The 15,131-nt window shown below is 53.9% G+C and carries 13 protein-coding genes; all 13 read left to right on the plus strand.

What is annotated here, in order from left to right:
• Positions 1–3: 3 nt before the first annotated feature.
• The 13 genes from ACYVHB_RS10385 (at position 4) to ACYVHB_RS10445 (ending at position 15,102) form a co-directional block, all read left to right on the plus strand.
• Positions 4–1,458, plus strand: a complete 1,455-nt coding sequence (locus ACYVHB_RS10385) for a right-handed parallel beta-helix repeat-containing protein (RefSeq protein WP_461051653.1) — start codon at positions 4–6, stop codon at positions 1,456–1,458.
• A 643-nt stretch (positions 1,459–2,101) separates the two neighbouring features.
• A complete protein-coding gene (locus ACYVHB_RS10390; RefSeq protein WP_461051654.1) occupies positions 2,102–2,890 on the plus strand; it encodes a polysaccharide biosynthesis/export family protein in 789 nt (262 codons plus the stop codon).
• Positions 2,891–2,937: 47 nt separating this feature from the next.
• Positions 2,938–5,235, plus strand: a complete 2,298-nt coding sequence (locus ACYVHB_RS10395; protein ID WP_461051655.1) for a GumC family protein — start codon at positions 2,938–2,940, stop codon at positions 5,233–5,235.
• A gap of 56 nt (positions 5,236–5,291) precedes the next feature.
• Positions 5,292–5,990: a sugar transferase gene (locus tag ACYVHB_RS10400; protein ID WP_461051656.1), complete on the plus strand. Its 699-nt coding sequence runs from the start codon at positions 5,292–5,294 to the stop codon at positions 5,988–5,990.
• A gap of 33 nt (positions 5,991–6,023) precedes the next feature.
• The gene (locus tag ACYVHB_RS10405; RefSeq protein WP_461051657.1) at positions 6,024–6,806 is read left to right on the plus strand and encodes a WecB/TagA/CpsF family glycosyltransferase; all 783 of its coding nucleotides are present in this window, start codon (positions 6,024–6,026) and stop codon (positions 6,804–6,806) included.
• On the plus strand, positions 6,803–7,786 hold the full coding sequence (locus ACYVHB_RS10410; protein WP_461051658.1) for an NAD-dependent epimerase/dehydratase family protein: 984 nt from the start codon (positions 6,803–6,805) through the stop codon (positions 7,784–7,786). The genes ACYVHB_RS10405 and ACYVHB_RS10410 overlap by 4 nt, the downstream gene beginning before the upstream one ends.
• A complete protein-coding gene (locus tag ACYVHB_RS10415; protein WP_461051659.1) occupies positions 7,786–8,130 on the plus strand; it encodes a cupin domain-containing protein in 345 nt (114 codons plus the stop codon). Before ACYVHB_RS10410 ends, ACYVHB_RS10415 begins: the two co-directional genes overlap by 1 nt.
• Before the next feature lie 16 nt (positions 8,131–8,146).
• Positions 8,147–9,553, plus strand: coding sequence for a flippase (locus ACYVHB_RS10420; protein WP_461051660.1), 1,407 nt, complete (start codon positions 8,147–8,149; stop codon positions 9,551–9,553).
• A 10-nt stretch (positions 9,554–9,563) separates the two neighbouring features.
• Complete coding sequence (locus tag ACYVHB_RS10425) at positions 9,564–10,472, plus strand: glycosyltransferase family 2 protein (protein WP_461051661.1); 909 nt, start codon at positions 9,564–9,566, stop codon at positions 10,470–10,472.
• A 33-nt stretch (positions 10,473–10,505) separates the two neighbouring features.
• Positions 10,506–11,672, plus strand: a complete 1,167-nt coding sequence (locus tag ACYVHB_RS10430; RefSeq protein WP_461051662.1) for a glycosyltransferase family 4 protein — start codon at positions 10,506–10,508, stop codon at positions 11,670–11,672.
• 4 nt (positions 11,673–11,676) lie between these two features.
• Positions 11,677–12,936: an O-antigen ligase family protein gene (locus ACYVHB_RS10435; protein WP_461051663.1), complete on the plus strand. Its 1,260-nt coding sequence runs from the start codon at positions 11,677–11,679 to the stop codon at positions 12,934–12,936.
• Positions 12,933–13,817: a glycosyltransferase family 2 protein gene (locus ACYVHB_RS10440; protein ID WP_461051664.1), complete on the plus strand. Its 885-nt coding sequence runs from the start codon at positions 12,933–12,935 to the stop codon at positions 13,815–13,817. Before ACYVHB_RS10435 ends, ACYVHB_RS10440 begins: the two co-directional genes overlap by 4 nt.
• 4 nt (positions 13,818–13,821) lie before the next feature.
• The gene (locus ACYVHB_RS10445; protein ID WP_461051665.1) at positions 13,822–15,102 is read left to right on the plus strand and encodes a glycosyltransferase family 4 protein; all 1,281 of its coding nucleotides are present in this window, start codon (positions 13,822–13,824) and stop codon (positions 15,100–15,102) included.
• Positions 15,103–15,131: the final 29 nt, after the last annotated feature.

The raw sequence follows: 15,131 nt of genomic DNA on the forward strand, positions 1-15,131 counted from the left end.
ATTATGAAGCAGTCAATTTTGCTTGGGTTAAGTGCATTTGTTGCCCTAACGCTTTTATCCTACTGCAAGCCGACCGACCCCGTGCCCGATACCATTGTGCAGCGGGAAGACACGCTCACCATCGACCGGCTACGGGCGTTTGGTGGTACATCGGTTCCCAGCCGGATTCGGATCACGGATGCGGGCAGCGAGGGGGTTTTTAGTCTCGATGTTGCCGACCGCAGCAGTGTCGATAACACGGGTATTACCTTAGTTACCAGTAAAGGATACCGGTACAAACGTGACTTCACAGGGCCTGCAAACCTATTCTGGTTCGGCGTAAAGCCGTCCGATGCCGACATCGGGCCAGCGCTGGAGAAAGCAATCAGCGCTACGGGTGATTTGATGATTCCCGATGGGGCGTACACGCAGTTGACGGAGGTCCACTTGCGCAGTAACCTGAGTATTCGGGGCAATCCGGGAAAGGTGACCATTACGCTTCCGCAATCCTACATCTCGTTCGTTAATGCCAAAGACCCGACTTTACCCCTCGAAAACGTTTTACTCGACGGCCTGACCTGGAACGTAACTTCTAAGCAGAATGGCCGGTACGGGGTGATTTATATCGATGGTCCCGCCATAAAGAACCTGACGGTTCAAAACTGCGCCAGTGCCGACGTGGCGGCTAAAGACAGTACGAACTGGCTGACCGTGAAGATTCAAGCCGGAAAAACGGGTGAGGACATTCGTGTGCTGAACAACACCGTTCGGGCGAAGCGCATGGCCTGTGAGATTTTTAACCATGATAACTATAATGTCTACGCCGGAAAGAACATCGTTGTTATGGGCAACACGTTTTACAACTGCCGCTTTGGACTTTCGCTCTCGGGACCATTGGAGCAGATTAAGGTTGATGACAACCAGGTGAAGGACTGCAGCCTGTTCGGTATTGAAATAGCCGGAGCCGCCCGGAGCGTCAGCATTACGAACAACCGCTTTGAGGGTACGTTCGACAAGTTTCTCGAAGGCTCCAACGATGGGGGGGGGAACGGGTCTGTGATTGGCGGCATGACCATCACCAATAATTCAACGGTGGGAGTGTGCACCGGCGGGGTGCAGCTTTTCAACGCCGGTGCTGTGGCATTTAGCAAAAACGTTTTTAGAATGTCGGGTATTCTGGAGTTGGCCCATTCGACTAAGGGAGGAACATTTACGGAGAATACCATTGAAAGCTCGTCTAACAAAGCTGTGATTTGTGATAACTCCCCCAACAACACATTCACCAATAATACCATCTCCAACAAGAACAGCAGCGAAAACCAGGCGACATTTATGGCTTACGGTAGCCGAGCTACCAATAACGTATTGACTAATAATAAGCTCATAAAAGGTACGGGAGGGAAACCGTATGACGCCGTATTGGGTGGTAGCTGCGAGGCATCAATGAACTACGACGAAACGGGGGCTCTGATCCCCTAACAGGCTCACGTGTGAGGATAGGTATCCATTCCATTTAGTGCAATTTAACGGTCCATTACGAAAAACCGCCGATAGCAATAAAGCTATCGGCGGTTTTTCGTAATGGACGAAGCTATTTGTGCTCAAGAAGCTGATTCATTAAAAACAGATACGATATTTTCATGAAATGTTTAAAAGTAAGTCATTACGGTAGTAAAAGCGACTTATAATTATTAAAGTCAGGAATATAACTATTGTCCTATTTTGAGGTGAAGCATTGGTTAATTTCTTTGTCGGCATAAGTAAATTTTATCCAAATTACCATCAAATATGTACAAGTAAAATGTTGGTATATTATGCATAAAGTAAACTAATACGCACAACTCAAAAATATAGTAGATACATATCAATTATATATATAATGACAGATATCATCTGTTAACGAAGCCGCTTTTGACGTCGGAAACTACCTGCCTAACTTTAGAGTACATATCAGTGCAATTATCAAGTGGTCAGTGCCTGATGTGAGCAGTGCAGACGGTCCGTCAATTACAGAAAGTAACCGTGAAAGGCAGATAAAAAAGAGCGCCCTTCTTTAATCATCAATCGGGCAGGCTGCGTTACCACACCTTGATAAATAGTATATAAAGTGATAGAAAAAAGAGTGAGCGCACGAGTCAGTGTTTTGGCCGGATTTGTGGCCATCCTACTTTCGGTAGTATCCTTAGAAGGGTGCACGTCGGCCAGAAAAGTAGTCTATTTTCAAGGAACATCCACGCGCGAAGACACAATGAGCATACCGGAGCCATTTATCCCTGCCATAAAAAAGGGAGATGTGCTGTCGGTTCAGGTAAGCAGTCTTAATACGGAAGCGTCGGCGTATTTTAACCCGGCATCAATGGCCGACGGTGCTGCCGCAGGCAACAACAACTCGTTGGGTCGAATGTCGGGCTACTTAGTGGCCACCGATGGCACCATTAAACTGCCGCTTGTTGGCCAGGTAACCGTGGTCGACCTGACAACCGCTAAGGCTGGCGAGCTGATCAGCGACAAGCTCAAAGCGTACCTCAAGGAACCGACGGTTAACGTTCGTAATCTAAATTTTAGAATCTCGGTACTGGGCGAGGTGTCCCGGCCTTCTTTGTTTACCATTCCCAACGAGCAGATATCGCTGCCCGAAGCACTGGGTCTGGCGGGTGACCTGACAATCTACGGCCGTCGCGACAACGTGCTGATTATCCGGGAGGTGGGGGGGCAGCGCATTTTTGCCCGGCTCGACCTCACCCGGCGCGACGCCTTTCAATCTCCGTATTACCAGCTCCGCCCGAATGATGTGGTGTATGTGGAACCGGGCAAAGTGCGGGTAACTAGTGTGGACAGAGCCTATCAACTGGCCCCCATCGTGACCGGGGTTTTATCAATCATCGCCATCATCGCGACCCGGCCCCGTTAAGCAGCAAGACACCTCGTCGTTACTAACCAACGTTACTTCTCATCAACATGGCTGTACAATCGGCTCACACGTATACCCCCTACCAGGTCGTCGAATCACCAAACTCGGCGCTCCGGACGTATCTGCTCCCCAACCTTCGCCACTGGCCCTGGTTCGTGCTGTCGGTGGGGCTGGCGCTGGCGGGTGCTTACGTTTATCTGCTCTATAAGCAACCCATTTACAGGATTCAGGCCAGTTTGCTCCTTCAGGACGAAAAACGGGGTAACACCCAGACAAACCCGTTGAAAGAACTGGAAGTGTATGCGCCCAAGAAAGTAGTCGAAAATGAGCTGGAGGTGCTCAAATCGTCCACGCTGATGGATCAGGTTGTGGCTAAGCTTCATCTGGATGCCCGCTATTTCCGGCAAACGGCGTTTGGCAAGCGGGAGATTTATACCGAATCGCCGGTTTGGATGCTGGTAGAATCCCCCACGCCGACGCTGTACAAAAAGCCGCTGACGCTGCAATTTCTAACCGACAAAACGGTACGAATCGACGCGCAAACCTACCCACTTAATCAGCGCATTCAAACGCCCTACGGATCGCTGCGCATTCTGACGCGCCAGCCGGTAGGTCCCCAAACGGAATCGGTGCTGATTCAGGCGATGCCACCGGCCGATGCTGCGGGTATGTACGTCAGCAATCTTAAAGTTGAACCAACCAGCAAAACATCGACGGTTATCCGCCTGACGCTCGAAGATGCCGTGCCGCAAAAGGGCGAGGCCATTCTCAACACCCTGATTGCTGCCTACAACCAGGCGGCTGTCACTGACAAAAATAAGGTGGCCGCCAACACGCTCCAGTTTGTGGAAAAGCGGCTGCGCATGGTATCCGGCGAATTGGCAGCGGTTGAGAAAAACGTTGAACAATATAAATCGGAGAAGGGCATTACCGACCTGAGCGCTCAGGCCGAGTCGCTGTTGCAAACAACCGAGCGTAACGATGCGCAACTCAATCAGGTAAACATTCAATTGGCCGCCCTCAACGATTTGCAGGAGTTCATTACGACACAGTCTGACAAGCGGGGCAGCACCCCCGCCACGGTGGGTCTCAGCGACCCCGTATTGCTGGGCGAGATCAACCGACTGTCGCAGCTCGAACTGGAGCGCGACAAGTTGACTCAAACTACGTCGAACGAAAATCCGATGTTGCAAACCATTGACAGTCAGATCAAAGCAACGAAAAATAACATCAGTCAGAATGTGCGAACCATGAAATCCATGCTGACCCGGTCGAAAGAGGAATACGTTGCTGAAAACGAAAAGATCGAAGACAATATCCGCAGTATCCCCCTCAAAGAACGGACGCTGATGGATAAGACCCGGCAGCAAACCATCAAAGACAATTTATATACGTACCTGCTTCAGAAACGCGAAGAGATGGCCGTTGCTTTTGCGGCTTCGGTTGCCGACAGCCGGATTCTCGACGTGGCCAAAAGCAGTGGAGCGCCCGTTAAGCCGGTTGGCATCGTGATTTATGCCCTCTTTGGCTTGGTTGGGTTGTTGCTGCCAACAGCCGCCGTTGCGGGTAAAAACGCGCTCAACACGCGGGTAACGCGCCGGACGGATGTCGAGACGATGACGCAGGTGCCCATCCTCGGCGAGGTAATGAACAAGCGCCACCGCGACATTCTGGTGGTGGCCCCCCATCAACGGTCCGTCGTTGCCGAACAGATTCGGTCTATTCGGACGAATCTCCAGGTCTGGAATGATGAAACTGACCCCAAGCAGGTGCTGCTGTTTACGTCCAGCATGAGTGGTGAGGGAAAATCGTTCGTATCCCTGAATCTGGGCGCGAGTTTAGCCCTGACCAATCAGCCAACGGTTATTGTGGAACTGGATATGCGCATGCCTCGTCTGCACCAGTTGTTCGACATCGATAACACAGTCGGTCTCAGTTCATACCTGAATGGACAGGCTACGCTGACCGAAATCCTTAAACCGGTGCCGGGGCACCCCAACTATTTCATTATTCCCAGCGGTCCACTGCCCTACGACCCGTCGGAATTGCTGGGCGGACCCAATCTAAAGCAGTTGATCGAGTTACTCCGGACGCAGTTTCGGTTTATCCTGCTCGACGCGCCACCGATTGGCATTGTTACGGACGCTCAGGTGATTGCCCCCGTTGCCGATGCAACGCTGTTCGTGATTCGTCACGGCGTAACGCCCAAACATAGTCTCAAGCTCCTCGATACGCTGTACCGTGAGCAGCGTTTTCAAAACCTGAGTGTGATTCTGAACGCGGTGGGTGGCAGTGAAGCCTACCATTTCAACGACCGGATTAAGAACAGCTATTCCTATCGTTAAACCACGCAAGTGGTCTTTTGCCCGGCTGAAAGGCCGAACTTACTCAACTTATATGCATGGAAATCCAATCGGCTATGCAGGCTTCATCTACTGACGGAGAAACGTTTCACATGTACCTGAGCCGCGATGCTCAGGCAAGGTCGCATACCCTGAGAGGGCTGCTGGCCGATTCAAAAAAGCGGGTATTTGATATAATGGTGGCCGGTTTGGTGACCCTGTCGATTCTCATTTGGCTTGTACCTCTACTTGTCCTGTTGATAAAGGCGACCTCGCCCGGCCCGGCCCTGTTCGTACAACAGCGAACGGGGCGAAATGGGCGTGTGTTTCCGTGCCTGAAATTCCGGACGATGACCTATGAAAAGGACGCTCAGTTTCGGCAGGCTACGCGCAACGACCTGCGCGTGACCCGCCTTGGACGCTTCCTGCGCAAGACGAGTCTGGACGAAATGCCGCAGTTTTTCAACGTGCTGGCCGGGCACATGAGCGTCGTTGGGCCGCGCCCCCACCCACTTCCCCTCGATGCCAAGCATTGGGACACCCTGGCGGGCTACCGGGAGCGGTACACCGTCCGGCCGGGGATAACCGGGCTTGCTCAGGCACGGGGTGCGCGGGGGGAAACCGAAGAATTGTACAAAATGAAGATTCGGGTGCGCTACGACCGGCTTTATATCCGTCGTCAATCGTCGCGCTTAGACGTCAGGATCTGCTGGTGGACGGTTAAGGCGGCTGTACGCGGCAATAAACAGGTTTGGTAAACGGTCATGTCGAGCGTTAAAAATTCGGATGCAATGACAAAAGTATTACAAGTCGAACTCTACGATGCCGGGCTGCACACCGCCGTGCGGGATGTGATCCGGCAGTCTGAACCGACGTTGCCCCGCCAGAACAAATGCATCAGCGCAACGGGCGCACACGGTTTGGTCACGGCTTTTAAAGAACCGGAGTTTAAGACCGTGCTGGATTCGTTTCACTGGAATTTGCCAGATGGGATGCCCGGTGTCTGGGTTGGCAAGCTGAAAGGCGCTACGCAGATGACGCGGTGTTATGGCCCCGACTTTTTTCGGGATGTGTTCGAGAATAGCGCGGCTAAACCCATTAGCCACTTTTTGTGCGGTGGTCAGGAAGGCGTCGCCGATGCGTTGAAAGCCGCCGTTGGCCGCAAATTCGGCAACTACCGGGTGGTGGGAACCTTCTGCCCGCCCTTCCGCGAGATGTCGGACGATGAGTTCAGGCAACTGGCTCAAACCATTAACCAATCGGGAGCCAACATTGTCTGGATCGGTCTGAGTACGCCCAAGCAGGAGCGCTTTGCCCGGCGGCTGGCGCAGTGGACCAATGTCAATTTCATTGTGACGGTTGGGGCGGCTTTCGATTTTCATACCGACCGCGTGGCGCAGGCTCCCGGCTGGATGCAGCAACTCTCGCTGGAATGGTTTTTTCGGCTTACCAAAGAGCCTAAACGACTGTATAAGCGCTACTTAGAAGTGGTGCCGCTGTTTATTCTGCTCAACCTAAAGGAAATTTTATCACCTACTAAACAATCAACCGCTTCGGCGGATCAAAAACTATGAAAAAAGCGCTCGTCTGTGGTGGCGGTGGCTTCATTGGGGGCCACCTGATTAATCGACTCAAGTCAGAGGGATACTGGGTTCGGGGAGTCGACGTGAAGGCTAATGAGTACGACAATGATAACGCCGATGAGTTCATAATCGGTGATTTGCGGGACCCGGACGTAGCCAATGAGGTAGTTACCGACGACCTCGACGAAATTTATCAGCTTGCCGCCGACATGGGGGGCGCGGGGTTTGTGTTTACCGGCACCAACGACGCGGCCATCATGCACAACTCGGTGCTGTGCAACCTGAACATTCTGGAAGCCGCCAAAAACAAAGGCGTTCGGCGCATTTTTTATTCGTCGTCGGCCTGTATGTACCCGGAGCACAACCAAATGGACCCCAACAACCCGAAGTGCTCGGAGGATTCGGCGTATCCCGCCAACCCCGATAGCGAATACGGCTGGGAGAAACTCTTCTCGGAGCGGCTGTTTCTGGCCTATCAGAAAAACCACGGTATCGAAGCCCGCATTGCCCGCTTCCACAACATCTTCGGTCCACAGGGAACCTGGGACGGTGGCCGCGAAAAAGCACCCGCTGCTGTTTGCCGCAAAGTAGCCATAGCCGAAGACGGTGGCTCCATAGACATCTGGGGTGATGGCAAGCAAACCCGCTCGTTCCTGATCGTGGACGAGTGCGTAGAAGGCATCCGGCGGTTGATGAATTCCGACTTTTCGGGACCCGTCAATATCGGTTCGGAAGAGATGATTTCGCTCAATGACTTCGCCAGGATGGTGATCGGCATATCGGGCAAAAGTCTGACTATCAACAATATTTCGGGTCCGCTTGGCGTGCGTGGCCGTAACTCCGACAATCACCTGATTCAGGAAAAGTTGGGCTGGGCACCCTCGACACCCCTGCGCACGGGCGTGGAGAAAACCTACGACTGGATTTCGGAGCAGATCCGCAAAAAAGTACCCGAACTCGTGGAAGCCTAATGGAACGCATTACGGCTTCCTTAGCGGATCTTGAGGGTGAGCTTACCGCTCACGCTCAGGGCGTTAAGCAGGTTTTTCTCCGAAATGGCGACACACCCACGAGCGTCACGCAGGTGGCTTACGGCACATTCTCGGAAACGGATTTCTGCGAACTGCATACGCACCCAACCATGGAAGAGTGCTTCTTTTTTATGAGAGGAGCGGGCGTGTACACGGTTGACAGCCAGTCTATTGATCTGCAGCCCGGCGTGTTTGTCAGAATTCCGGCTGGCGTTCCGCACCGGCTGGAAGCGACCGGACCTGAGCCGTTGGAATACGTTTATTTTGGTGTAGCTACGGATTGATGAAACAACACGCAAAATGCTTAGCAACGAAGTGATGGAAACTGATGCAGACGTAGCCACCGGACAAGCACCACCTGCTTCTCCGGTGGCGGCCCGGCATGGGGTTTTGTCGAGGTCCGTGCTGAAGCGTTTTGCTATCAACGTCGCGTCGCTGTTCAGCGTCCAGATGGCCAATATGCTGCTGCCGTTGCTGACGGTGCCGTATGTGGTGCGCATCATTGGCCCGGAGCGGCTGGGGCTGCTCAATTTTTCGATGGCCTATGTGGCTTACTTCACGCTGCTCATCAACTACGGTTTCGACATGGCCGCCGTCCGAACCATTGCGGCCAACCGAACGGATAAGGCCTTAATAAACCAGACGTTCAGCGAGGTCATTGCCGGAAAAGCCCTGTTGTGGCTGCTGTCGACGATTATTTTCGCGGGCATCACCTGGTTCAGTCCTGAGTTTCGGGTGCATCTGCTGTTGCATACCTGCACCTACCTAAGCTGCATTGGTATTGTGCTCTTCCCGACCTGGCTCTATCAGGCAATGGAAGATTTAGGCCGGGTGGCCTTGTTTAATTTAGGCGTGAAAATTCTGTTCACGCTGTCAGTGTTTCTACTGATCCGGCAACCAGACGATTATATCTATCAGAATCTGTCGGTGAGTGTGGCGCAGGTGGTGGTGAGTGTCGTTGCGTTCCGGGTCGCTCTGCGCCGGTTTCGCTTAACATTCACCTGGCCGACCGTTGCGCAGTTGCTTCAGCGGTTTCGGGATAACAGTACCTTGTTTTTCTCGTCCGTTACCATCACGCTGTACGCGGGATCGGCCGTTTTTCTGCTCGGACTATTAACCAACGCCTATGACGTGGGCATTTTTGCGGCTGGTACCCGGCTCGAAGCCATTGCCCGGTCGTTTGTTACGATGGGCCTGAATCAGGCGTTTTTCCCCATCGTTGCCAGTGCGTTTGGGCAGGGTCGGGACCAGGGACTGCGCGTGGTTCGGACCACATTTTTCCCGCTGCTTGCCTTCATGGCACTGGTGTCCGTGGGTTTGTGGGTAATCGCTCCGGCATTTGTGACCCTGTTTTATGGCCCCCAGTTTCATGATGCCATCCAGGTGTTGCGGATTGTCGCGCTGCTACCCATCACGATTGGCATCAGCAATTTATTGGGTTTTCATACCATGCTGAACCTCCGAATGGACGGTGCTTTTTTCGGCATCACCCTCACCGGTTCAGTCATTGGGTTGCTGCTCAATACCCTGTTTATTCAACAAATGGGCTATGTGGGAGCTGCCTACGCCTGGGTTGGAACCGAATCATTTATTGCGCTGGCCATGTATGCCTACCTGTCTGCCAAAGGCATACAGGTAATTCAACGGGCGTATCTGCGAGAGGCTGTGGTGTTCAGCAAAACCCGGTTGGCTACCCTGTTCAAGTAAACAACATAAGATGGAAACTGTAGCTGCTGTGGTTGTGACCTACAACCGGCTCGCCGATTTGAAAAAGTGCATTGCCAGTCTACGCGAACAAACGCGACGGCTGGATGCCATTGTTGTCATAAACAACGGCAGCACAGACGGCACGGATGAATGGCTGGCTGAACAAACGAGCCTGCAAATCGTCACTCAGCCGAATCTGGGAGGGGCGGGCGGTTTTGCCACCGGTATCGACACGGCTTACCGGGCGGGGTTCGACTGGTTATGGTGCATGGACGACGATTGTTTAGCCGCTCCCGACGCGCTCGAAGCCCTGCTAGCGTCGCCCAATATTGGTCCTTGCATCAAAAACTGCGTGTCGGTGAGTAACAAGGACAGCAGCGAACTGGCTTTTTACGTGGACCGCCCCAACCGCAGCTACCGCAAAGTGGCCGATATGACGCCGTTTGACCTGGTCTACGGTGTTGCGTTCTTCTTCAATGGTACGCTAATCAGCTCGGAAGTCGTCAGGAATGTGGGCCTGCCCGACAAGAAACTGTTCATCTGGGGCGACGAAGTAGAATACATGACCCGCGTCCAGAAAATGGGGTATCCGGTCGTTACCGTGCCCCGTTCGGTGTTCTATCACCCGCCTTCGTTCGACCGGAACGGGATTCCCTGGCCGGGGGCGTGGAAGCAATACTACGCCGTCCGGAATCAGCGCCGGGTGTTTCAGAATATCCACGGCAACAAGTACGGCCTGATGGTTTTCATGAGCTGGTCGCTGAAGGAGACAATGGCGCAGGCGGTGGACAAACGGGCCAACCGGCTGTACAATTTCCTGCTCTACAGCGAAGCCGCTCTCGATAGTTTGTCCAACAACTTCCGCAAGAAGCCGGGCAATATTCTGACCGTGAAATTATACCGAATGCTGCACAAGTAGAACGGCAATTTATTGTAAATCAGTGATTTAGCTATGAGGATTTTACTCGTTGCATCCGCTACACAGACTTCCAGGACGGGCGTTACGGCGCATTACAACCGGCTGCTGGCGCACCTGTCTGGCCGGGTCGACGATGTTCAGCTCATAACCCCAGCCGACACGCCTGTTGTGGCCAAAAAAGTGCTGGGCGCGTTCCGGCGCGTGGCGGCTCTGTTTGGTCCGAACGGCCGGGTTCTCTACCTCGAACTGGAAAACTTCCTGAGCATTTGGGTATCTATTCGCTGGAAGGGCGCGCACTCGTTCGACTTTGTTCACGCCCAGGATGTTACCTCCGGGGCTGCGGCTGCACGGGCACTTTCCCGCAAAGACCGGGTTGCCGTGACCTGCCATTTCAACGACGACCCGCTGACCGAATACCGGGATCAGTATACGCTGAACGACTGGACACACCGGCAACTGGCACGCTGGTATCGGCTTCTGTTTCGGCAACTGGATTCGTTCATCACCGTTTCGGACTACACTAAACGGGCGTCGGCGTTTTTGCGTCCGCAACAGGCTACCTGCACCGTCATTCACAACGGCGTGACGTTTGGGCAAAAAACAGACCGTCCCGACAATACCTTATTTACCATCGTGAACATCGGCACCGTTGAGACCCGCAAAAATCAGCGCCTGCTAATTGACGCTGCGGCCGAGCTGCGCAACCGGGGTTTCACCCATTTTCAGGTCTGGTTGCTGGGCGATGGGCCGAAACGGACGGAGTGGGAAGCGCTGATCCGGGAGAAAAACCTGGAGGGATGCGTGTCGTTTCTGGGCTATCAACCCAACCCGATGAATTTCCTGCAACGCGCTTCGCTCTACGTGCATACCGCCCGGAACGAATCGTGGGGCTACACCATCACCGAAGCAATGGCCGCCGGAACGCCCGTGCTGGCGCTGGCAACGGGGGGCATCCCCGAACAGTTCGACGCGCACCATCGGGGCTTGCTGCCCGCGCAGACGACTGCTTCCGAACTGGCCGATGCTATCCTGCGCTATCACTCATCCGACGCCCGACGTCAGTTGGCCGATCAGCAGTGGGAGTACGCCTGTGACCGGTTCCGGCTGGACATCATGATCGACAAACACATCCTTTTTTACCGGGCGGCTATTGGTCGTCAGCAAACGAGTCACGCTCAAGAGCCGCTCATCGAAGCGTAAGTATATGATAACCTGGATTCATCGGTTTGTGCTGTTTATGCTGCTGTTCGGCGTGAGTGCGCTGGTTTACGGCGGCAATCAGGGCAGCCCGTTACTGACAATGGCCGTTAATGGCATCGCCCTCGTAGGGATTCCGGCTCTGGTGCTGCTGTACGCTGGTCAGCCCGGTTTGTACAAAGTCGTTGCGTGGCTGCTGGTGCTCGGCGTGATTGGGCTGGTGCTGGAGTCGAGGTATGAATACGGGCAGTTCGTCTACTCGTACTTCGTTATCAAACGCTTCGTTTACTGCGGCTTAGCCCTCAGCGCTTATTACGCCATCAGCAGAATAGAGCCGTTTAAATTTGAATACGTCGTTTACCTAATCTTCGGCTTCTTCTTTATTAACCAGATCCTGCTGGGCCAGATTTTTCAGTACAGCCTGAGTTCCGAAAGCCGCACAACGTCGGCCTTTGAAGCGCTGTACTTAGTCATTCCGTTTCTGTATTACTTAGTGCTTTACCTGAAGCATCACCGGCTGGTGCACCTGACCGTAACCCTGTTCACGCTTGCCTTTATCGTATTTCTCCTGCACCGGTCGGTCATTTCAACGGTGGTGGTTGCGGGCGTACTCGTGTTTGGTTTATTGGTTGTTGGCCGACTGATGGTTACGAGTATGCCCATCGGCCGGACGGTAGCCGTTTTTGCCATTATCCTCACGCTGGTGATTCCGTCTCTGAGCCTGCTGCCCGAGACAAAAACGGCCTCGTTTATGGAGAGTATGGCGGGCATGCTCGACCCGCAGGAAGATAACACGGGTAGCTGGCGCGTCGAACAATCAACCTATTACCTGAGCCAGATTCCAGAACGGCCGCTGTTTGGCTGGCGCTACGACGGCTATGACCGGGGCGAAATTATGGAGAATGAAGACTTCCCCGAGAAAGGGACCATCATTCACTCGCAGTACATCGATATGCTCTACAACTACGGAGCCGTTGGTCTTGCCATTAACCTGCTTCTGATTTTAGGCACGCTAATAACCATCTACCGCCGGAACCGCACGTTCACCACCGAACAGGCCGTGCTGTTCGGCTTCATCGCCAGTGGGCTTGTGTTCGCCATTTCCTATCAGCTTCCGGTGTACTACTGGGGCTTCGTGGGTATCGGTATGCACTACGGCCTGAATCATTCAAACCTTGACATGTCAATCAGTTATCCACCCCAACAGGCGGAGCCGGACGTTGTCGTTCACCCGGTCGCCTTCGCCGAAAATCAACTGAACTCATGATTAGTATCGTTATTCCCGTCCACAACCGGAGAGACTACACGCGTCAGTGTCTGGCGTGTCTATCCGCCCAGACGTACCGAAATTTTCAGATCATTGTGGTCGACGATGGGTCGACCGATGGCACCGACATCATGATCGAGCAGGAGTTCCCGGACGTACTGGTGATGAAAGGCGATGGCAATTTGTGGTGGACGGAAGCCACGAACTGGGGTGTTCGCTATGCGCTCCAGCACCGCGACCGGCGGCAGGAAAACTTCGTGCTAACCCTCAACGACGATACCCGCGTGGCCCCGGACTACCTGCAAACCATGCTCGATGCTTACCGTAAACACAAGCCGTGTCTGGTTGGCTCCGTCAGCGTGGACAACGACAACCCGCAAAAGCTCGAATACGCCGGTGCTGCCTTTGAATTGTACACCGCTGGCGGACGGCATCTGGCCGAAGATTACCACTACAACTACCGGGAGTTAGCCAGCCGGGTTGACCACGTGGAATCACAGTCATTACCGGGTCGGGGAACGCTGATTCCGCTGGATGTCTTTGACCGGATTGGATTGTACGATTCGAAAAATTACATCCACTACATGTCCGACATTGAGTTTTCGGTGCGGGCACGCAAGGCGGGTTACCGGCTTATTGTCAACGTGGCCAGCCTAGTCTACGAATACACCAGCGCTACGGGAATTCAGGTGGAACGGGGCATTAGTCTGAAAGAATTTATCCGGGGCTTCACGTCGATCAAGTCGCCCACTAATCTGAAAGTGCGCTACAATTTTGCCATTGCCCATTCCCGGACGAAGGTTGTCTACTTCTGCTTCGACGTTGCGCGAATCTGCACTGGTTTTCTGCTACGTAAGGTCAGGCTCATGAAACCACTGTAACGCCATGAAGAACGTATTACTATCGGCTTACGCCTGCATACCGAATCATGGCTCCGAACAGGCCACTGGCTGGACCTATGCCACAACCCTGAGCCAGAACGGCCTGAACGTTCACTGCCTGACGCTGATCGACGGGAAGGAAGTGATCGACCCAATTCTGGCTAATGGCGCGTTTCCAAACCTGACTGTGCATTACGTCGTCCTGGCCGACTGGATCAACGCGTTCTGCCACAAAGGGCTGATTGGCATGTACTTCCACTACATCTACTGGCAGTGGCAGGCATATAAAACGGCCCGGAAACTTGACAGAACGCAGCATTTCGACCTGGTGCAGCACGTTACCTACGGCAGCATTCAACTGGGCAGCTTCATGTACAAACTTCGTAAACCGTTCATTTTCGGACCGGTGGGTGGGGGGCAGCGGGCACCCAAAGCGCTGAAGCGCTACTTCGGCGTGTACTGGTCGCGCGAGTGGATGCGCGACTGGGTCGGTATAATTCTGCAATACACCAACCCGGCTTTTTACAAAACGGTGCGGCAGGCCGACCGGGTGGTTGTGACCAACTTAGACACGTATGTGCTGGCCCGAAAACTGCGCCCCGACTTGCCCATTGAGCGCATCTGGGATGCTGGACTAAGCCGGTCATTTCTGCCCCGAACGGCCATTCAGCACTACCCCGGCCAAACGTTGAAACTGCTGTGGGTGGGGCGGTTGCTGCCCCGGAAGGCGCTGGAATTAACGATTCAGGCGCTGGGTCAGGTGGCTCCTGACCTGCCGGTAACGCTGACTATTGTGGGGGGAAAGGGCGAAATGGCCGATCAGGTGACGCATTACATCGACCGGTACGGGGTTCGCGACCGGGTGAACTGGGTTGGTCACGTGTCCTACCAGCGGGTGAAAGATTTCTATGAGCAGTCGGACGTGTTCTTTTTCACGAGTCTGCGCGACTCCTGTCCCCACCAACTGCTGGAGGCTATGGCTTATTCGCTGCCCGTAGTGACGCTGGATCTCCACGGACAGGCTGAGTTGGTGAGCTACGCAACGGGCCTGCGGGTGCCGGTAACGAACGAGGAACAGGTCGTATTGGACCTGGCGCGGGCGGTAGAGTGGATGTACGCGCACCCCGACGAACGGTTAGCGATGGGGCAGGCCGGTTACAAGTTCGCCCAGTCGCAACTGTGGGAAGCCAAAATTCGCCGGTTCGTTGATGAGCTGTACCCGGCTGTGCTGGGTGAGATCGTCGATGAGCCAGCCGGTAGCGCTCAAACGGGCGTAGGTGTCTGAGTTGGCTGCTATCGTAAATGACAAACGTT

This window comes from Spirosoma arcticum (assembly GCF_054779955.1).